The 17572-nt window shown below is 70.6% G+C and carries 19 protein-coding genes; 5 read left to right on the top strand and 14 right to left on the bottom strand.

The genetic code is table 11. The annotated features are described in order from the left end of the window. Genes AC0QU1_RS01565 through AC0QU1_RS01530 form a run of 8 tightly spaced genes read right to left on the bottom strand, consistent with a single transcriptional unit; the run spans position 1 to position 5481 of the window. A complete protein-coding gene (locus AC0QU1_RS01565; RefSeq protein WP_483573910.1) occupies positions 1 to 1599 on the bottom strand; it encodes a replication initiator in 1599 nt (532 codons plus the stop codon). Continuing rightward, positions 1599 to 1922, bottom strand: a complete 324-nt coding sequence (locus AC0QU1_RS01560; RefSeq protein ID WP_483573909.1) for a WhiB family transcriptional regulator — start codon at positions 1920 to 1922, stop codon at positions 1599 to 1601. Before AC0QU1_RS01560 ends, AC0QU1_RS01565 begins: the two co-directional genes overlap by 1 nt. Continuing rightward, complete coding sequence (locus AC0QU1_RS01555) at positions 1919 to 2671, bottom strand: DUF2637 domain-containing protein (protein ID WP_483573908.1); 753 nt, start codon at positions 2669 to 2671, stop codon at positions 1919 to 1921. The genes AC0QU1_RS01560 and AC0QU1_RS01555 overlap by 4 nt, the downstream gene beginning before the upstream one ends. A gap of 3 nt (positions 2672 to 2674) precedes the next feature. Further along, positions 2675 to 4333, bottom strand: a complete 1659-nt coding sequence (locus AC0QU1_RS01550) for an FtsK/SpoIIIE domain-containing protein (protein WP_483573907.1) — start codon at positions 4331 to 4333, stop codon at positions 2675 to 2677. Beyond that, entirely contained in the window at positions 4330 to 4584 is a 255-nt protein-coding gene (locus tag AC0QU1_RS01545) for a hypothetical protein (RefSeq protein WP_483573906.1), read from the bottom strand. The genes AC0QU1_RS01550 and AC0QU1_RS01545 overlap by 4 nt, the downstream gene beginning before the upstream one ends. 14 nt (positions 4585 to 4598) lie before the next feature. Beyond that, a complete protein-coding gene (locus AC0QU1_RS01540; RefSeq protein ID WP_483573905.1) occupies positions 4599 to 4844 on the bottom strand; it encodes a hypothetical protein in 246 nt (81 codons plus the stop codon). Beyond that, entirely contained in the window at positions 4841 to 5104 is a 264-nt protein-coding gene (locus tag AC0QU1_RS01535; RefSeq protein WP_483573904.1) for a hypothetical protein, read from the bottom strand. The genes AC0QU1_RS01540 and AC0QU1_RS01535 overlap by 4 nt, the downstream gene beginning before the upstream one ends. Next, positions 5104 to 5481, bottom strand: a complete 378-nt coding sequence (locus AC0QU1_RS01530; RefSeq protein WP_483573903.1) for a hypothetical protein — start codon at positions 5479 to 5481, stop codon at positions 5104 to 5106. Before AC0QU1_RS01530 ends, AC0QU1_RS01535 begins: the two co-directional genes overlap by 1 nt. Positions 5482 to 5632: 151 nt before the next feature. Between AC0QU1_RS01530 and AC0QU1_RS01525 the strand changes: the two genes are divergently transcribed. Both AC0QU1_RS01525 and AC0QU1_RS01520 read left to right on the top strand, forming a co-directional pair. After that, positions 5633 to 6424, top strand: a complete 792-nt coding sequence (locus AC0QU1_RS01525) for a GntR family transcriptional regulator (RefSeq protein ID WP_483573902.1) — start codon at positions 5633 to 5635, stop codon at positions 6422 to 6424. Further along, the gene (locus AC0QU1_RS01520; protein ID WP_483573901.1) at positions 6424 to 7065 is read left to right on the top strand and encodes a 2'-5' RNA ligase family protein; all 642 of its coding nucleotides are present in this window, start codon (positions 6424 to 6426) and stop codon (positions 7063 to 7065) included. Before AC0QU1_RS01525 ends, AC0QU1_RS01520 begins: the two co-directional genes overlap by 1 nt. 226 nt (positions 7066 to 7291) lie before the next feature. Here AC0QU1_RS01520 and AC0QU1_RS01515 read toward each other — a convergent pair whose 3' ends face one another. After that, positions 7292 to 7471, bottom strand: a complete 180-nt coding sequence (locus AC0QU1_RS01515) for a hypothetical protein (RefSeq protein WP_483573900.1) — start codon at positions 7469 to 7471, stop codon at positions 7292 to 7294. Between the two features lie 843 nt (positions 7472 to 8314). Here AC0QU1_RS01515 and AC0QU1_RS01510 point away from each other — a divergent pair. Together AC0QU1_RS01510 and AC0QU1_RS01505 are read left to right on the top strand one after the other, a co-directional pair. Further along, positions 8315 to 8767, top strand: coding sequence for a phage holin family protein (locus AC0QU1_RS01510; RefSeq protein ID WP_483573899.1), 453 nt, complete (start codon positions 8315 to 8317; stop codon positions 8765 to 8767). Then, positions 8764 to 9087, top strand: a complete 324-nt coding sequence (locus tag AC0QU1_RS01505; RefSeq protein WP_483573898.1) for a DUF3618 domain-containing protein — start codon at positions 8764 to 8766, stop codon at positions 9085 to 9087. Before AC0QU1_RS01510 ends, AC0QU1_RS01505 begins: the two co-directional genes overlap by 4 nt. A gap of 65 nt (positions 9088 to 9152) precedes the next feature. Here the strand turns inward: AC0QU1_RS01505 and AC0QU1_RS01500 are convergent, their stop codons facing one another. After that, on the bottom strand, positions 9153 to 9362 hold the full coding sequence (locus tag AC0QU1_RS01500) for a BldC family transcriptional regulator (RefSeq protein ID WP_483573897.1): 210 nt from the start codon (positions 9360 to 9362) through the stop codon (positions 9153 to 9155). A 594-nt stretch (positions 9363 to 9956) separates the two neighbouring features. On the opposite strand from AC0QU1_RS01500, the gene AC0QU1_RS01495 reads away from it, so the two are divergent. Beyond that, positions 9957 to 10169: a DUF3073 domain-containing protein gene (locus AC0QU1_RS01495; RefSeq protein WP_483573896.1), complete on the top strand. Its 213-nt coding sequence runs from the start codon at positions 9957 to 9959 to the stop codon at positions 10167 to 10169. A gap of 57 nt (positions 10170 to 10226) precedes the next feature. On the opposite strand, the gene purM is transcribed toward AC0QU1_RS01495, so the two are convergent. From purM to AC0QU1_RS01475, 4 genes are all read right to left on the bottom strand, one after another. Then, positions 10227 to 11336: a phosphoribosylformylglycinamidine cyclo-ligase gene (gene purM, locus AC0QU1_RS01490; RefSeq protein WP_483573895.1), complete on the bottom strand. Its 1110-nt coding sequence runs from the start codon at positions 11334 to 11336 to the stop codon at positions 10227 to 10229. A gap of 29 nt (positions 11337 to 11365) precedes the next feature. Next, entirely contained in the window at positions 11366 to 12913 is a 1548-nt protein-coding gene (gene purF / locus AC0QU1_RS01485; protein ID WP_483573894.1) for an amidophosphoribosyltransferase, read from the bottom strand. A gap of 74 nt (positions 12914 to 12987) precedes the next feature. Continuing rightward, positions 12988 to 13296, bottom strand: a complete 309-nt coding sequence (locus AC0QU1_RS01480; RefSeq protein ID WP_483573893.1) for a hypothetical protein — start codon at positions 13294 to 13296, stop codon at positions 12988 to 12990. Between the two features lie 111 nt (positions 13297 to 13407). Next, positions 13408 to 17433, bottom strand: a complete 4026-nt coding sequence (locus AC0QU1_RS01475; RefSeq protein ID WP_483573892.1) for an ExeM/NucH family extracellular endonuclease — start codon at positions 17431 to 17433, stop codon at positions 13408 to 13410. Between the last annotated feature and the right edge of the window lie 139 nt (positions 17434 to 17572).

Raw genomic sequence — 17572 nt, 5'->3', positions numbered from 1 at the left:
TCAAGCCGCCACGGTGGCGGTTGCCGAACGGTTATCCACAGGCCCGGGTGGCCCGGGTGGGACCAGGCCGAGGACTTGTTTCGCCGCGTCGTACTGCTCGCGACGGCGCAAGGTTTCGTGCAGGCTCGCGGCGATCACAGCCGTGTAGGTGAACGAGCCCGCTTCAGGTTCACGCCAGACGTACCGGGCATGCCCGTCCGTGGTCTCCTGGGTGGTCGAGAGCCGGTCGGCGTCGTCGGGTTCGATCCCGGCGGCCTCTAGGGCCTGGCGGACGACGGAGGCCCGGTCGGCACGGTGCTCGGTGAGGGTCTTGCCCGACCACCCCCGGGAGACCAGGACACGGCGACCGCCGAGGCCGAGGTTTTCCCGGTCGTGCGCCGGGGACATGCACCCGCCGGGCTTCATCCCGGGGGTGGGGTGCTTGGGCTGCACCCCGTACCGCAGCCAGTTCGCGCAGTCCGGCCCGCAGGGCAGCACCCGGACGTGGGCGTGGAGCCGGTCAATGTGCTTGTCGTACTCGACGCGGGCGGCGCTGTCGGCGGCGTCGTCACCAGCGGCGTAGGTGCCTGCTATGGACTTGGTGAGGTACTTGCACAGGTACCGCACCGCCCGGTCAGAGTCCGTGGTGCCACCCAACAGGCCCTTGATGTCCACTTGCTTGCCGAGCCGGACCACGTGTGCGGGGTCTTGCAGCTGCGAGGTGGCTTTCTTCCACGTCGGCAGGGCCTTGCCGGTATGCGGGTCGAGGTAGCTCGCGGACTCTTCGTCCCAGACCGGGGCGTCGTCGTGCTCCCCGTAGACCACGTCGGCGTCGGTGCAGGGTGGCCACCAGGCGGCGAAGTAGGTCGCGGCGGCGACCTGCTTGACGATGGCGCGGGGGATGGTGCCCCGGATCGCGGCGTGCAGGTGCGGTGCCAGGCGCTTTTGTGGTTCGACGGCGGCGAAGTATTGGACGTTGTACCCGGCGCACCGCCGCAGGTTCTGCATGAACCGGTCCACCACGCGGGAGAACATCAGCGCGTCCAGGGCCGCGGTGCGGTAGTCGTACCGGGCCGGGTCGGCGGGGACCCCGGTGCCGGGCGTGATCCGCCCATACGAGCCCAGCGTCAGGGTGACGAACATCGAGGGCCGGAACGTGCGCCCGGTCCGGGGGTCGGTGAAGGTGCGCCCCAGGGTCCCGCTGGTCATCTCCCGGGTGGGCAGGTCCGGGACATCGGGACGACGGCGGGTGGAGCGCACGGCACGCTCAGGAGCCGGAGCGTCGTCGTCCTTCTCGTCGTCGTCCTCTTCGGCCGGAGCCGGTGCCGGGGGTAGGTCGGGTTCGTCGTTGCGGTGCCAGCCCTCGCGGCATTGGTGCATGCGAAGACGGCGGGCCTTGTCGGCGCAGCCCTTGCACTTGGACTCCCTCGTGGAGCCGCACGGGATCGGTACCAGGTGCGTGACACCGGTCTGACGGTCGAACACGGCCCGCACCACGGGCGACGTGCACACCCCGTTGGCCTCAGCACCAGCCCGCGCCAACTCCCGTGCAGCACGAGCAGCGTCGTCGGCGGCGAGACCGGTGGTGTGGGTGTCGAGGTTGGTGCGGAACGAGACCATCAGGCAGCCACCTCCGAAGGATCAGGGTCGAGGCCCGGCAGGTTGAGGGGCAGGGTGCCCTGCACCGGGAGCCCGGTCAGCAGGTCTTGGAACAGGCCGGACACGGGCCGCTCGCGCCACAGGGTGCGGTCGGCACCGGCCCAGAAACCGGCAGTGGTCTCCTTCGTGGCCACCTCGCGGGCGCACGCGGCAGCCACCGGGCAGGTGGCGCAGACGCCGAACATGCGGGCCCGGGATGCGGCCGAGGGGTTCTCGTCGGTCCAGGGCAGGCCCCGGTGCTGGTCTGTCGAGCAGAGGGCGCCGGTCAGGCGGTTGGTGCTCATGCCGTCACCCCGGGCAGGTCCAGGCCGGGCAGCGTGCTCTGCATGGCCATGGGCGAGACCGGCTCGCGCGTGCGGCGCGAGGAGGAGCGGACCGGGCCAAGGACCGGGACCGGGGCAGCGGCGGGCGATTCGGCCGGCGGAGCCACAGGCACTCGCACGGGAGCTGGCGGGGGCTCGATGGCTGGAACGGGTGCGGGTGCCTCCACCACAGCAGGAGCGGCCGGGCGGGCCTTGCGAGCGGCCGGGCGGGCTTTGCGGGTGCCCGTGGTCTTGGGCTTCGTGGTCGTGGGCTTGCGGACCGGTACCGGGTCGGCGGCCACGACGAGGGAGGCCAGTGCGTGCGTACTGGTGAGCACGGACAGCGGCGCGAGGGCGACCAGGACCACGCCCACCAGGACCTTGACGGCGGGCGGCACGTCGTAGGCGTGCGCGGCGTTGGCGGCGATCGACACCACCGTGAACAGGAACATCAGGGTCCAGGCCCACGCGCTGGAGCGGCCCCGGGCACGCAGCACGAGGGCCACCAGCCCGTACACGAGCACGCTCGCATCGATGACGACCGGCACGAGGAACGCCAAGGCCTCAGGCACCCGACCCCACAGCGCGGCGTCACGCAGGGACGAGAACGACAGCGCGAACGACGCCAGGGCGACGGCGACAGTCAGCGCCACGGTGAACACGAGCACGGGCCGAGAGTCGGCCGCGATCCTGGCCACCGGCCCAGCAGCAGGGCGGGTAGTGCGGGTCATGGGTCAGTCCTCCTCAGACTCGGTGGCCGGTGCGGCGGCGGGGGTGGCGGTGGGCCGGGGTTTGCGGGAACTCCTGGGCTTGCGCTTGCGGACCGGTGCCGGAACGGCAGGGGTGTCGTCGGGCTCGTCCGGTGATGCCTCGTCCGGTGTCTCGACGAGGGCCAGGCGACCGCCAGCGGCAGCCCACGCGTTGGCGGCGTCCAGGCCCGAGCGAGGGGCGACGGCGGTGTGGTCGGCGGGTGCCGGGTAGTGCAGTGCTGTCGCCCGGATCAGGTTGTCTGGCCAGTAGTCGAACCGGACCAGGACCGGCGACCCGTCCTCGGTGACCAGGTAGGCGGTACCGGGGTCGGTGCGGTTGATCGTGTGTGCCGGGGCGAGGTCGGCCAGCCCGCCGAGCACCATGTCGGTCTCGGTCTCGGAGTCCAGGCGCAGGGCGATCTTCTGCGTGTACAGGGACCGGGTGCCGCCCACGGCCTCCTGGCGGGGGTTCTGCACGCACGAGAAGACGACGACGCCGAGGGCGCGGCCTTGGGTCAGGATCTTGGACATGAGGCGTTCGGCCTCACGCCGGATATCGGAGTCGGCGTAGGCCATCAGGTCGGCGAGCTCGTCCACGACCAGGACGTGGAGCGGGTCACCGGCCGTGGGGACGTGCAGGCGGGATACCCCGCGCATGGCCGCGCCGCGCTCGTCGATCACCTGGAGCAGGGCACGCAGGACGTCCACGGCATCGGCGGCGGTGTAGGCGACGTGCCCGAACAGGGCACGGCCGGTCTCGACTTCCAGGCCCTTCTTGAGGTCTACGCCCCACAGGCGCACCAGTCCGGCGTGCACGGCCGGGGCGAGACCGCCGACAACCGACCACAGCACCGAGCCCTTGCCCGCACCGGAGGCACCGACCACGAGCGTGTGCCGACCCCGGACCACGAGCGTGCAGGGCTGGCCACCCCGGGTCCGGCCGACCGGCACGGCATCCGTGGTGACCGCGTCCGGCGAGGGCAGCACCGCGTCACGCGGGGCCAGGCGGGCGGTGGTGAACAGGACCAGGTCCAGGACCCGGGGCGAGACCTGCGCGGTGTCGTACCCGTGTGCCCCGTAGGCGGTGGCCAGCGCAGGGGCGGCGCGGCGCAGGGTGTCCATCGTCTGCCCCGGGAACGTCTCCACGCGCAGGGTCACGGCGCCGGGCGTGTGGATGACCTTGCGCAGCCGGGAGACCCGGGAGGTGCCATCGGGTTCCTTGCGGCCTAGGCCGCAGGCGTCGGCCGTGGTGGTCCAGGCCCGGCGGATGTCGCGGGCGTTCTTCGCACGCCGGTAGTGCCGGGGCGCGATGGCGGCCCAGGCCCCGAGGAACAGCCCCGGGGACAGGAATACGGCCAGGAGCACCAGGGGGCCGGTGGTGCGGTCGCCGGGCCACTCGGCCAGGGTCAGGGCACCCCACCAGCCCAGCGCGAGCAGCAGACCGAGCACGACCGGCAGAGGGTTCCTGCCCGCCCAGACGCCCAGGGCACGGGTGAACTGCCAGGACCGGCGGCCGGTGAACCGCATGATCCGGGTCACGATCCGCCAGGCCAGGCCCAGGCGGCCGGGGCGACCGGTGGTCGCGGCGATGATCCGGGCCCGAGCCCGGGCGTCGTAGTCACGGAACGCAGCGCGGGGGTTCATCGCCCGTCTCCGTCCTGCTCAGCGGCCAGCCGGGCGCGCAGGTCGAATCCGAGGTCAGAGGCGTTGACCCAGGTGAGGTTCACGGTCTCGGCCAGGTCGTCGTGCAACCGGGTCTCGGCCTGCACCACGTCCATGGCGTTGGCGGCCTTGCGCAGCTCGTCCATGCCGCGCTCAGTCGCAGTGGTCGCGGTCCGCAGGGCTTCCACCACGCGGCGGTTGACCCGGCGGGTGGTGTTCTTGGTGCGTGCCATCGGTACCTCTCCGTTCAGTCCGGTCGACCGACCCAGCGGCCGTCCTGGTCGTAGAACTCGGGGCGTTCGGCCCGGTGCGCGACCCGGGCCGCGTGACGGATCTCGGCGTGCAGGTCCTTGGTCCGGTCGTGCAAGCCCCGGGCCTGGTCGGCAGCACCCAGCACCCCGGCGGCGTCCAGCGTCTTCGCGGCGCTCTCCAGCCCGTTGACCGCTTTGAACAGGTTGTCTGCGGCCGAGGCCAGCGATTCGGCGCGGCTCATCGGGAACCACCCGCCCGACCCAGCCACGACAGGGCAACCACGACCGGCAGGAGCGCCCCGGTCCCGGTCAGGAACCCGGCGACGCCGAGGCCGATCAGCCAGACCGTGCCGGTCAGCGCACCGCCCAAGAACACGAGCAGACCCGCCATCGCCAGCCACCACGTGACCCGGGCCGTCAGGCTCAGGGCCCGGCGTACCGGGCACGAGGGGGCGAGAGCCGAAGCCCCCGCCACCCCCGAGGCATGACGCGGCGTGCTCATCACGCGGCCGCCTTCTTGGCGTCGGCCATCTGCGCGATGGAAGCGGCCTCCCACGAGGTCGTCAGGCCGCCGTTGCGGCGGTCCACCCGCACCGAGGCCACCAGGTCGTTGAACTGGATCGGGGTGAACAGCGACGGCGCAGGCATCGCCTGCGACGGCACCGTCACCTTGACCGACTCCGTGGAGACCCGGCCCCACGTCTCGGACTGGTAGACGACCTCCACGCCCCACAGCGGAAGGCCGGTGCCCTCCTGCCGGGCCTGGTTCTCACCCGGACGACGCTTGCCGTCCGCCGTCTCGATCCACTCCATGACCGGCTCCACAACACCGGTCGCCACCATCTGCTGTCGGTTGCTGTCCACAGCGAACGTCGCCATCTCATCTTCTCCTCTTGTCCTAAGGTCCTCATTAGGACCTGCAATGCCAGAGAAGCACAGGGTGGCTACGGTCGTCAAGTCCTAATGAGGACTACAGTTGAAACGGGTCGCCCGCTCAGCGGGCCGCATCGCGAACCGAAGGAGATTCCACGTGGCAGACGTCGGATCACGCGCCACCTCGCGCGTGAAGAAGTACCACCAGATCGCGGACGCGATCCGGTCCCAGATCCGGGAAGGAGGCATGCCTATCGGCAGCAAACTTCCTGCCGAGACAGCGATAGCCGAGGACTACAACACCAGCGTGCCGACAGTGCGCCAGGCGATGGGCGTACTTCGCGCGGAAGGCCTGATCGAGTCTCGCCAGGGCATCGGGACCTTCGTCCGCGAGACCCGGCGCTTCGAACGACGGTCCCGCCACCGCTACGGCGCCGCCCGCGCCCGTACGGGCCTCCTGAACGACACGTTCCGGCACGACATCATCAGCGCCGGACCCGAGCCAGCGCCGGAGCGCATTGCGCAGGCGATGGGCATCCCCACGGGTAAGGACGTGATAGTTCGACGGCGGGACCTGTACGACGAGAGGAACGAGCTCCAGGAGATAGGCGCCTCCTACCTGCCCGCCGACTTTGCCGCAGGTACCTACCTCGCCGAACCGAAGGTGGTGCCCAAGGCCCTCTTTCGGTGCGTCGAGGATCTGACCGGGCGGCGCTACGCATACGCCGTCGATCACTGGATCGCGCGACCGGCCGCCGTCGAGGAAGCCGAGGCGTTCGGGCTCCCACTCGGGGCGTACGTCGTGCACATCGTCCACACAGCCACCGACGAGGACGGCGGCGTCCTCGAAGTCTCAGAGAGCATCTGGCCCGCCGATCGACTCTCGTTCATCGATGAGTACGAGATCCCTGCCCATGCCGAGCCCGAGGCCCTAAAGTCGGACATCTAATGACCGACTACGCCACGCTCTATGCAGACCAAGGCACGATGTCCGACCACTGGTGGTGGCGTCCCGGCTGGCAGGTCGGAACCAGGTTCTACTCCTGGCACATCACCCAGGAAGACCAACCAGCGGTCCGCGACCTGGTGCACCAGTACCGCGACGCCGTCAGCACGATCAGCACTCTCGATCCGGTCCCCGATCAGTGGCTACACATGACGTTGCAGGGAGTCGGGCACGTCGAGGACATCGACCCGACGATGATCGACAACGTGACCGCCGCCGTTGCTGATCGGCTCCGGGGACTCGCACCTGTAACGACGAGCTACCAGCGCGCACACATCTCGCGCGAAGCCGTGATTCTCCCGCCCGCCGACCCCGAGGCGTTCGCCGGGGTACGCCGCGCGATCCGGCAGGGCATCACGGACGCCCTCGGAGGATGCACGGAAGCCGAAGCCGGTTTCCGTGCACACGTGTCGGCCGCCTACAGCAATGCCGACGCTGACGCCCGGCCCATCCGCGAAGCACTCGACCGCGCCCAGCCCTCGACGCCCGCGCACGCCACCTATACCCACGTCGCCCTGATCCGCATGCACCGCGACCACCGGATGTATGAGTGGGAAACCGTCCAGGCCGTCTCGCTCGGCTGATCACGAGTCGTCGCCAGGACCGGCTGCCGAATTGACCTCTATAAGATCAAGGCGCGCCTGACGGCGCGCGGGCCCGCGCCTGCGGCGGGGCCCCGCGACAGGGACCCCCGCGCTCCGGGCCGCAAGCGGCCCTCGCGCACCCCCGTCGCACCCCACCGCCACGCGGGCCCACACATGACAGAGACGGTCCTGGATCGATAGCCAGGACCGTCTCTCTCGCTGTTCACTACACGATGTCGTCGCCAGGGAGCCGCAGCAGGTCAACGACGGCTTTCTCCGCCTCGTGGAACCGCACTTGCGCGGCCTCGAACCGATCCCTGTCAACCCGCGAGCCTTCGAGCATCGGCCTGTATTGAGTCCATGACGCGTCGAGTTCCCGGAACACAGCGGCAGCCTTGTCATCCATGAACCGAGCCTGTGTCCACCTTTGCGTGCCTGGCAATCCGTGGGTGGGGTGATCTTCTGGTTGCCGCCGTAGATCGCGGACGGTCACGGCGGACGGCGCCCGTAGTCGGCTACGTCGAGCACCCGCCTAGCAACCGCCCGCCTGACGCCATCGTGCCAGACCACCCGACGGCGGACGCGATCACGAGCAGGGGCCGGGCGGTCATCTCACCAGGGAACGACGTTCGGCTCTCGGAGGATCTTTATCGACACGGCACCACGTCAAGGCCGCTCCGCGTCACTACGTGATGGCGCAAGCGCCAGCCTTGACCCGGCACCACGCCGACAAAGAGCGTCGCAGGGAGCCGGACGACGCCCCACCCCGAACGCGCCAGAGCGAGGACCCGCAGTTAGCGAAACAGTTAGTGGTTGCCCGGCAGCACCGGCTTCCACGCACCGTCGTCGGTGGACACTCGACCCGCTCAAACACTGGGCTCCAGACCCGCCAGGGAGCGTCTAGAGCGCCTGAAAATCGAAAGGTCACCGGATCGACGCCGGTCGGAGCCACAGCCAGGGATCGCCGGATCGAGCGATCTCGACGGGCCGCACTTCCTCGGGAGTGCGGCCCGTCGGCGTTTCGGAACGGCCCGCGTGGCCGGCGGAGTAATCCGGTCTTCTCAGTCGCCGTGAACACCATCCCCAGGGCACCTCCAAGGCAATTCCTTCCAGCAATTTCGCATTGCCGCGAGCTGCCCTTCATACCTTTTCCTCGAAGCCACGCCGGGCCAGGAATTGCCCCATGTGCTCTTGACCTGTTGAGTTGTCTCCAGCGGCGTAGGCCGAAACCGGCGGCACGGGAGGGCAGATGACCGAGGACGCGAGGATCGACGGCCAGACGGGGGTGGCGGGCGCAGCCCCGACGGACGCGCCGGGACCCGACAGGCAGGCCTCCATCGGCAGGCTGGTCGAGCAGATCTCCGAGCAGGCCTCGCGGCTCGTCCGCGCCGAGATCGCGCTCGCCAAGGCCGAGCTCACCGAGAAGGCCAAGCAGTCCGGCATCGGCGCCGGCCTGCTGGTCGTGGGGCTCCTGATCCTCGTCTACGCCGTCGGCGTGCTGCTCCTGGCGGCCGTCTACGGCCTGGGCACGGTGTGGCCGCTCTGGCTGTCGGCGCTCGCCATCGGCGGCTTCATGCTGCTCGTCACGATCATCCTGGCGCTCGTGGGCGCCATGCTGCTGAAGAAGGCCACCACGCCGCCGGAGAGCGTCCAGCGCGTCAAGGACGACATCGCGTCGATCAAGGAGGGGATGCACCGATGAGCACTCCGACCCCGCCACCCAGCAGCCGCGAGCTCGAGGCTGAGGTGCTCCGCACCCGCGCGGACCTCGCGGCGGCCATCGACGAGCTGACCACCCGCCTCAGCCCCGGCTACCAGGCGGCGCGGATCGCGCGTGAGGCCAAGCAGGCCGCGCGGGACGCCGGCGCGATGGCCACCGGCGCCTTCGGCGACAAGAACGGCCCGGCGCAAGATCCGCGCCGGGCCCGCAACGCCAAGGTCCTGATCGGAGCCACGGTCGGTCTCGTGGCCATCGGTACCGTCGTTGTCGTCACCGCTGTGCTCAGGCGCGCGCGGGGCTGAGCTGGGGGGCAGCACCCGGCGCGCCTTCGTCCCTACCTGCCGACCAATCCGTCAACGACGTCCGACTAGTTGTCGGACTCGCCCGTGCTGTCCGCCGCCGCACCGAGCAGCGCCCGAACCTCGGACTCCTTGTAGCGGCGGTGACCGCCAAGTGTCCGGATCGACGAAAGCTTTCCCGCTTTTGCCCAACGCGTTACCGTCTTTGGGTCAACACGGAACAAGCTCGCTACCTCGGCAGGCGTGAGCAGGACCTCGGATTCTCCGTGGATGGACATCCCCGCACCTCCTCCGGAACGGTGCCGGCCTGGCCGTACCAGGCGGTTGACGACACCCGCTCTTGCACCATTGTTAGCAGCAAACGGGATTTAGGCGACTTGGGGACGCGGTTTATTTCCTCACTTTCTCTGCGGCTCGCCACGCGCGCCCGTTTCGGGCGAGTCTCGGACACGTGCGACACGCCGACCATGCGATCCCGCGCCATGCCGCCACAACGCGCCGCTGGTCACCGCGTCGCGCTCGGGCCGCAACCGCCCGTCACCCAGGAGTCGGCAAAGTGGCAGAGTCGGATGCCCTGGGCATACGAATGTGATTGCCGTGACGGCAACCACAGCCCGTGACCGGGCTGCCGCCAGGATGCCTTCGATGTAAAGTAATAGTCAAGTCTTGACCACACAGTTGGCCGCCACAACAGGCACCGAAGGCGGCCACCCGACCCCAAAGTCACACCGGAGGATGGGACGAATCACGTCCACGGACTGGAAGAAACGCCGTACCAGCATGTACCGTTGGAACCTGGACAGACGAAACGCTACGGGGCCGCACGTCCATGCACGGTGCCGCCCCGCTCCTACGTTGAGGGGGTCGGAGCCATGGGCCGCGGCCGTCAGAAGGCAAAGCAGACCAAGGTTGCTCGCGCGCTGAAGTACTACAGCCCGGAGACCAATTATCACGCCCTCGAGCAGGAGCTCAGCGGGAACTCCCACACGGATGTGGCGACAGAGTCACGGTGGGACTCCCCGGAGGACGAGGAGTACGACAACAGGTATTCCGACTGGGCTGAGCAAGACGGCAACAAGCGCTGAGGGTGCCGGCGCCTTCGCGCCGGCCCCGCGCCCGGTCCTCGGCCGGACCCGCCGCCGTCAGAAGCGGTAGTCGTTCACCAGCCTGACCGCACCGCCGGACACACCCTTCGTTCCCGCGACCAGGTCTTCCTGCGCCGTCGAGCCGTCCAGTGTGTCCACACTGCCGAGTGTCCATGCGGGCACACTCAGCGCGGACAACCGAGTGAGGGCTGCGTCGGCAGCGTCGGCGCCCACGACCGCGACCATGCCGACGCCCAGGTTGAGCGTGTTCTCGAGGTCGCGGCGCGGTACGCCGCCGAGGTCGCGCACCATGCCGAACACGGCGGGCACGTCCCAGGACGCCCGGTCGACCGTCGCCACGAGGCCTTCCGGGAGCACCCGCGCCAGGTTCGCCGCGAGCCCGCCACCGGTCACGTGCGTGAACGCGTGGACCTGCGCCGCGTCGTCGGCGGCGAGCGCCAGGCAGCCGGTGGCGTAGACCCGCGTGGGCTCCAGCAGCTCCTCGCCGAGGGCGCGCCCCAGCTCGTCCACGTGCCGGTCCAGGGACCAGCCCGCCTGCTTGATCACGGCCCGCACCAGGGAGTACCCGTTGGAGTGCAGACCGCTGGACGCCATCGCGATCAGCACGTCACCGTGCTGCACCCGGTCCGGGCCCAGCACCCTGTCGGCCTCCACGATGCCCGTGGCCGCGCCGGCGACGTCGTACTCGTCCGGGTCCAGCAGGCCCGGGTGCTCGGCGGTCTCGCCGCCCACCAGCGCCGTCTCCGCCACCTCGCAGGCCTGCGCGATGCCGCGCACGATGTCCGCGATCCGCTCCGGCACCACCTTGCCCGTCGCGATGTAGTCGGTCATGAAGAGCGGCTTGGCGCCCATCACGACGATGTCGTCCACGACCATGCCCACCAGGTCGAACCCGATGGTGTCGTGCTTGTCCATCGCCTGGGCGATGGCGACCTTCGTGCCGACGCCGTCGGTGGAGGTCGCCAGCAGTGGCGCGCGGTACCCCCGGAACGCCGACAGGTCGTACAGCCCGGCGAAGCCGCCGACCCCGCCGAGCACGGCCGGGCCCTGCGTGCGCCGCACGGCGTCCTTCATGAGCTCGACGGCCTTGTCGCCCGCCTCGGTGTCCACGCCGGCGGCGGCGTACGTCAGACCTTCGGATGTCACTGGTGCTCCATGGAGTGGTGAGGGCGCGGTCACGGGTGGTCGAGCGCCGTCGAGCCGCCCGCGCTCACGGTGAGCTGCTTGAGTCCGTCCTCCGGCTGGCCGAGCGGCAGCTCCGCCTGCTCGAGGAGGTGCTTGCCGAGCTGGTCGTCCGGGGGCAGCTCGATCGGGTACTTGCCGGTGAAGCAGGCCGCGCAGAGCTGCGAGCTGGGCTGCTCGGTCGCGGCGATCATGCCCTCGGTGCTGATGTAGCCGAGGCTGTCGGCGCCGAGCGACTGCCCGATCTCGTCGACCGCCAGGCCGTTGGCGATCAGCTCGGCGCGCGACGCGAAGTCGATGCCGTAGAAGCAGGGCCACTTCACCGGCGGCGACGAGATACGCACGTGCACCTCCGCCGCGCCCGCCTCGCGCAGCATCCGGATCAGGGCGCGCTGGGTGTTGCCGCGCACGATCGAGTCGTCGACCACGACCAGGCGCTTGCCCTTGATCACCTCGCGCAGCGGGTTGAGCTTGAGCCGGATGCCGAGCTGCCGCAGCGTGTCGGAGGGCTGGATGAACGTGCGGCCCACGTAGGCGTTCTTGGTGAGGCCCTGCCCGAACGGGATGCCGGACTCCGCCGCGTAGCCGACGGCGGCCGGCGTGCCCGACTCCGGCGTCGGGATCACGAGGTCGGCCTCGATGGGGTGCTCGCGGGCCAGGATCCGGCCCATCTCGACCCGGGACGCGTGCACGGAGCGGCCGTTGAGGGTGTTGTCCGGGCGCGCCAGGTAGACGTACTCGAAGACGCAGGCGGCCCGCTCGGCCTGGGCGAACCGCACCGAGCGCATGCCGTCGGCGTCGATGCAGATGAGCTCGCCGGGCTCGACGTCGCGCACGTAGGAGGCGCCCACGATGTCGAGGGCGGGGGTCTCGCTCGCGACCACCCAGCCGCGGTCGAGGCGGCCGAGCACGAGCGGCCGCACGCCCTGCGGGTCGCGCGCGGCGTACAGGGTGTTCTCGTCCATGAAGACCAGGGAGAACGCACCGCGCAGGCGCGGCAGCACCTCGAGGGCCGTCGCCTCCAGCGTGCGGTCGGCATCGCCGGCGAACAGCGCCGTGATGAGGGCGGTGTCGGTGGTGTTGCCGCGGGCGAGCTCGCCCCGGCGCTGCGCGCCGTAGCGCTCGGCCACGAGGTTGACGAGCTCGGCGGAGTTGGTCAGGTTGCCGTTGTGGCCGAGCGCCACCGTGCCGGACGCCGTCGCGCCGAGCGTCGGCTGGGCGTTCTCCCAGGTGACCCCGCCGGTGGTGGAGTACCTGCAGTGTCCGACGGCGATGTGGCCGGTCAGCGCGTTCAGGGCGGTCTCGTCGAAAACCTGGGAGACGAGTCCCATGTCCTTGTAGACAAGGATCTGCTCGCCGTTGCTGGTGGCGATGCCCGCGGACTCCTGTCCGCGGTGCTGCAGGGCGTACAGGCCGAAGTACGCCAGCTTGGCGACCTCCTCGCCGGGTGCCCAGACCCCGAAGACGCCGCATGCGTCCTGGGGGCCCTTCTCGCCGGGCATGAGGTCGTGGTTGAGGCGGCCGTCTCCGCGCAGAGGCATGTTCCGAGTATCCCATGCGGCCGGAACGCAGGGGCCGCCACGGCCTGTGACCTCCGCGTCAGCGCCAGCGCCGGTCAGCGCCCGCGCAGGCTCCGGTGGTCCGCGATCACGGCGAACAGGCCGGCCAGGAGGGTCGTGACCATGGTGACGAAGGCGGTCAGCACCGTGATGTAGACGCCGGGCTTCATCATGCCCTGGCCGGACGGCGAGTTGACGAGGTAGAGCGCCAGGGGCAGCCCGACGACGATCCCGACCACGGCGCCCGTCAGGAAGAACGCCGTGTACCGCGGCGCGCGGCGCACGGTCGCCGGGTCGATGACGTCACGCACCTCCACGTCGTCCACGTTGTCCGAGGAGTCGTGCGGGGCCTGGGTTTCGCTCACGCGACCAGGGTACGCGCCGCCCGCCGCAGCCGAAGAACCCGCTGAGGTGCCGGAGGCCCAGGCCACTCGAGTGACCTGGGCCTCCGGCACCTCAGCAGTTCTGGCTGTGGGCTACCCCACGAGCTTCCAGGGGCTGCGCTTACCACCGACGCCCGGGATCTGGAGGATCGTCGGCCGCGTGGCCTCGTAGACCGAGCCCTTGTAGGTCACCAGGTCGCCCCACCAGTAGAGCTTGAACGGCCGCCAGGCGGGTGCGTCGGGCACCTCCGGGTCGGCCGCCTCGACGGTCAGCGGCAGGCGGGCGGTGGTGCCCGACGGCGACGCCGTCACCAGGAGCTGGTACGCGCCCGGCGTCGTGCCGGCCGGGATGGTGACGGAGGACGACGTCGCGCCGTCCGTCACCGTGGCGGTGCCGAGGGAGACGCCCTCCGCGGCCTCGCCGCCCGACGGGACCAGGAACGTCTCGACCGCGGTGTTCTGCGGCGAGCCGAGCGAGGTCAGGTTCAGGCCCGACAGGCCGACGGTGGTCGACGCGCCGGCCTTGACCGTGCCCGGCAGGGCCGTGGTGACCGTGCGGGTGCGGGCGAAGCTCGGCGTGATCGGCGAGGAGCCCTCCAGGTAGGCGATCCAGGCCTCGCGGTCCACGAGGCCCGAGTCGCGGCCGTTCGCGCCCTCGGTGAAGATCCGGAAGTTGTCACCGCCGGAGATGAGGAACGAGAACGTCGCGATGCGGTACTCCGCGGCGGGGTCCACCGGCACGCCGTCGACCGTGATCGACGAGACGTTGTTGCCGGGCGTCGCGTTCGGGTCCGCGGTCGACACGGTGTAGGACACGTTGTCCGACAGCCCCAGCGCCAGGTACGGGCGCGACGGGCGGTTGCCGTTGACGTCCGTCTGCCACTGCTGCTCGAGCAGCGTGTCGAGCTGCGCGCCGGTCAGCGTGATCGTCCACAGGTTGTTGACGAACGGCAGCACGGCGTTGGCCTCTGCGTAGGTGATGACGCCGTCCTGGCCGAAGTAGAGCTCGTTGCGCAGGCCGCCGGGGTTGACGACGCCGATGTCGGCGCCGCCGCGCTCCTCGCTCGCGAGCGAGTCACGCAGCGAGTTCGCCACGAGGTTGCCGAGCGCCGACTCCGACGCGCGGTCGTCGCGGTTGCCGCCCGTGTAGACGCCGTTCGTGTACGAGCCGCCCGAGAACGCCGTCGTGACGTCGGCGGTGACCTCGCCGACCGGCTGCGCGCCGATCTCCTCGGCCTCCGCCAGCGCGGCGTCGACGATCGAGTCGACCTCCGCGACCACCGGGTAGGTGGCGATCAGCTCGGCGGCCGGGGTGGTGGTGCGCGCGACGTTCTCGACCTCGTAGGCCGTGACGTCGAACGTCGCCGTGTCCACGGTCAGCGAGACGTGGCCGAGGAACTCGCCGTAGTTGCCGGTCTGGATGATCGGCCGGGTCTCCCCCGCCGCACCGGGGACCGGGGCGTCCCACGCGTACTGCTTGTGCGTGTGGCCGGTGAAGATGGCCTCGACGCGCGGGTCGGTGTTCTGCACCAGGTCGGCGAACGGGCCGCCGGCGGCGACCTCCTCCTCCAGCGTCGAGCCGTCCGGCGTGCCGGCACCGGCGCCGTCGTGCGCGAGCGCGACGACCAGGTCCGCCTCGCCGTTCGCGGCGTCGCCGTCGAGCAGCTCGTCCGTGACGCGGTTGATGGCCTCGACCGGGTCGCCGAACTCGAGACCCGCGATGCCCGCCGGGGTGACCAGGGTGGGCGTCTCCTGCGTGACCACACCGACGAAGCCGACGTCGACGCCGTTCACCGGCACGACGTCGTACTCGGGCAGGGCGGGCTCGCCCGTGGCCTCGTCGTAGACGTTGGCGCCGAGGTAGCTGAACTCCGCGGCGGTGACCACGCGGTCGGTGAGGTCCGCCATGCCCTGGTCGAACTCGTGGTTGCCGACCGCCGAGGTCTTCAGGCCCAGCGCGTTCAGCACGTCGATGGTGGGCTGGTCCTGCTGCAGCGCGGAGGCGAACAGCGAGGCCCCGATGTTGTCACCCGCCGAGACGAACGCGGTGCCGTCGGGGTTCTGCGCCCGCAGCTCCTCGACGGTGCCCGCGAAGTTGACGGTGTTCGCGTCGATGCGGCCGTGGAAGTCGTTGATGGCCACCAGGTCCAGGTCGACCGAACCGGGCTCGGTGGTACCTGCGAGGTCGAGGCCGACCAGCACCGGGTCGTGGTCGGACGACCGGAACGGCGTCTCGTCGTAGAGGATCGACGCGTTGTAGTTGTACCGGCTGTACTCGTTCGCCACCGGCTCGTACGCGTTGATGTTCCAGATGTCCGTGCCGGTCACCAGCCCGGCGGCGGCCGGGGAGGCGAGCACGTGGTCGAGCGAGCCGACCATGCCGTCGAAGTTGTACGTGTACTCGCCGGTGGTCGGGCCGAGGTCGGTGTAGCCGGCGTCGGTGAGGACCTTGATCGGGTCCTCCTGCTCGTAGGCGTTAAAGTCGCCGACCAGCAGGACCTTGTCGGTACCCGCCGCGGTGGCCTGGGCCTCCGCGAAGGTCGCGAGCGCGGTCGCCTGCCGGGTGCGGGACTCGTTCGAGGCACCCTGGCCGTCGCCCTGGTCGGGGTCGCCCGGCCAGGGGCCGGCCGAGCCCTTGGACTTGAAGTGGTTGGCGATCACCACGACGTCGTCGGTGGCGTCCGCCGCGCCGCCGGCGGGCTGGAAGGTCTGGGCCAGCGGCTGGCGGGCGTTCTGGAACGCCTCGTCGCCGACCAGGATGGTCGAGTCGCCCACCGGCTCCGCCGTCGCCGTCCGGTAGATGAAGGCGTTGCGGATCACGTCCTCGGACTCCGGCACCTGGGCCGGCGAGGCCACGTAGGCCCACGTGCCCGCGCCCTGCGCCACGTTCAGCGCGTCCACCAGGTTGCCGAGGGCCTCGTCCCGCGGACCGCCCAGCGCCGCGGTGTTCTCGATCTCCAGCAGCGCGACGACGTCGGCGCCGAGCGCCGAGATCGCCGCGACGATCTTGGTCTGCTGGCGCTGCAGGTCCTCCTCCTCGGCCGCGCCGCGGGCGTCGCAGCCGCCGGAGACGGTGACCGGGTCGCCCGTGCGGTCGGTGTAGTAGGTGCAGCCCGTGAGCTCGTCACCCGTGGTGCTGAAGTAGTTGAGCACGTTGAACGTCGCGACCTTGAGGTCACCGCCCACCTCGGCGGGCGCGTCCTCGCGCGTGTTCTCGAACGTGGCCGGCTGCACCGTCGCCGCGACGTCGGGCGTCAGGTGGCGCAGCGGCTGGAAGCTCCAGGCGTCGTACCGGTAGTCGAGGATCACCGGCGTGGTGAAGGTGACCCCCGCACCCACCCGCACGGGGGCGCCGCCGGTCAAGTACGGCAGCGGCTTCGACTTGTTGGCGTTCGAGTTGTAGTTCGTGGACGCGCCGTCGTCGAGCACCACGCGGCGCGCCGCGTTGTCCGCGATCTGCGCGTCGTACTCCGCCGACAGCGGCCGGCCCGCGGTGGTGGGCTGCACCAGCGGGCTGTCGCCCGCGGCCAGGGTGACCGTGCCGTAGTAGTTGGTGTCGTAGTTGTCCGTCACCGTGAACTCGCCCTGCGGCGCGAGCAGCATGCCCTCGAGCGCCTCACGGCCCGCGGCGTCGGCAGGCCAGGCGGCGGACGTCGGCTCGACGGCAGCGGCCGTGTCGAGCACGGTCCAGCCGCCCGACGCCGGCGTGAGCTCCGTCAGGCCGTTGTACTCCGACACGGCGCCGGTGACCTCGACGTGGTCACCGATCGACACGGCGGCGGCAGCGGCGGAGGAGTAGACGAAGACGGCGTCCGACGCACCGGGCGTGGTGTCCGCGGCGTCGCCGCCCGTACCCGCCGTCTGGAGGTAGAAGCCGTTGAAGCCGCCGGTCGCGTAGACGGCGGTGACGACACCCCGCGTGGTGACGGTCTGGCCGACCAGCGGGCTGGCGTCGGTGGTGCCCTGGATGTCGGCGATCAGCGTGACGTCCAGCGCCTGTGCGGGCGCCAGGCCGACGACGGTGGTCGGGACCGCGAGGGCCGCGGTCAGCGCCGCGGCGACGGCGGTGCGGACCGTCCGGGTGGACGGCGGCGAGGATCGGAGCGTGCTGGGAACCACGCTGACTCCTTCTGCAGTGGAAAAGGGGGTGCTCAGCTCAAGCCAGGAGCGCAGTCAACCAACCACGGCACGATGAATGCACGGTTACCGGCGAGATTCTCGCGGAGAAACTCCGGCGATCTCACCCGGGCAGCGCACC

It is taken from the genome of Promicromonospora noduliphila (assembly GCF_056951025.1).
The sequence above is the reverse complement of the archived record's forward strand: the minus strand, read 5'-3'. Positions and strand labels throughout refer to the sequence as shown.

Excerpts from the sequence above, each read along its gene's own strand:
- AC0QU1_RS01500 (WP_483573897.1), bottom strand. The coding sequence starts at position 9,362 with ATGTCCATCCACGGAGAATCCGAGGTCCTGCTCACGCCTGCCGAGGTA.
- AC0QU1_RS01515 (WP_483573900.1), bottom strand. The coding sequence starts at position 7,471 with ATGGATGACAAGGCTGCCGCTGTGTTCCGGGAACTCGACGCGTCATGG.
- AC0QU1_RS01510 (WP_483573899.1), top strand. The coding sequence starts at position 8,315 with ATGACCGAGGACGCGAGGATCGACGGCCAGACGGGGGTGGCGGGCGCA.
- AC0QU1_RS01530 (WP_483573903.1), bottom strand. The coding sequence starts at position 5,481 with ATGGCGACGTTCGCTGTGGACAGCAACCGACAGCAGATGGTGGCGACC.
- AC0QU1_RS01550 (WP_483573907.1), bottom strand. The coding sequence starts at position 4,333 with ATGAACCCCCGCGCTGCGTTCCGTGACTACGACGCCCGGGCTCGGGCC.
- AC0QU1_RS01565 (WP_483573910.1), bottom strand. The coding sequence starts at position 1,599 with ATGGTCTCGTTCCGCACCAACCTCGACACCCACACCACCGGTCTCGCC.
- AC0QU1_RS01560 (WP_483573909.1), bottom strand. The coding sequence starts at position 1,922 with ATGAGCACCAACCGCCTGACCGGCGCCCTCTGCTCGACAGACCAGCAC.
- AC0QU1_RS01520 (WP_483573901.1), top strand. The coding sequence starts at position 6,424 with ATGACCGACTACGCCACGCTCTATGCAGACCAAGGCACGATGTCCGAC.
- AC0QU1_RS01535 (WP_483573904.1), bottom strand. The coding sequence starts at position 5,104 with ATGAGCACGCCGCGTCATGCCTCGGGGGTGGCGGGGGCTTCGGCTCTC.
- AC0QU1_RS01555 (WP_483573908.1), bottom strand. The coding sequence starts at position 2,671 with ATGACCCGCACTACCCGCCCTGCTGCTGGGCCGGTGGCCAGGATCGCG.
- AC0QU1_RS01545 (WP_483573906.1), bottom strand. The coding sequence starts at position 4,584 with ATGGCACGCACCAAGAACACCACCCGCCGGGTCAACCGCCGCGTGGTG.
- AC0QU1_RS01505 (WP_483573898.1), top strand. The coding sequence starts at position 8,764 with ATGAGCACTCCGACCCCGCCACCCAGCAGCCGCGAGCTCGAGGCTGAG.
- AC0QU1_RS01495 (WP_483573896.1), top strand. The coding sequence starts at position 9,957 with ATGGGCCGCGGCCGTCAGAAGGCAAAGCAGACCAAGGTTGCTCGCGCG.
- AC0QU1_RS01540 (WP_483573905.1), bottom strand. The coding sequence starts at position 4,844 with ATGAGCCGCGCCGAATCGCTGGCCTCGGCCGCAGACAACCTGTTCAAA.
- purF (WP_483573894.1), bottom strand. The coding sequence starts at position 12,913 with ATGCCTCTGCGCGGAGACGGCCGCCTCAACCACGACCTCATGCCCGGC.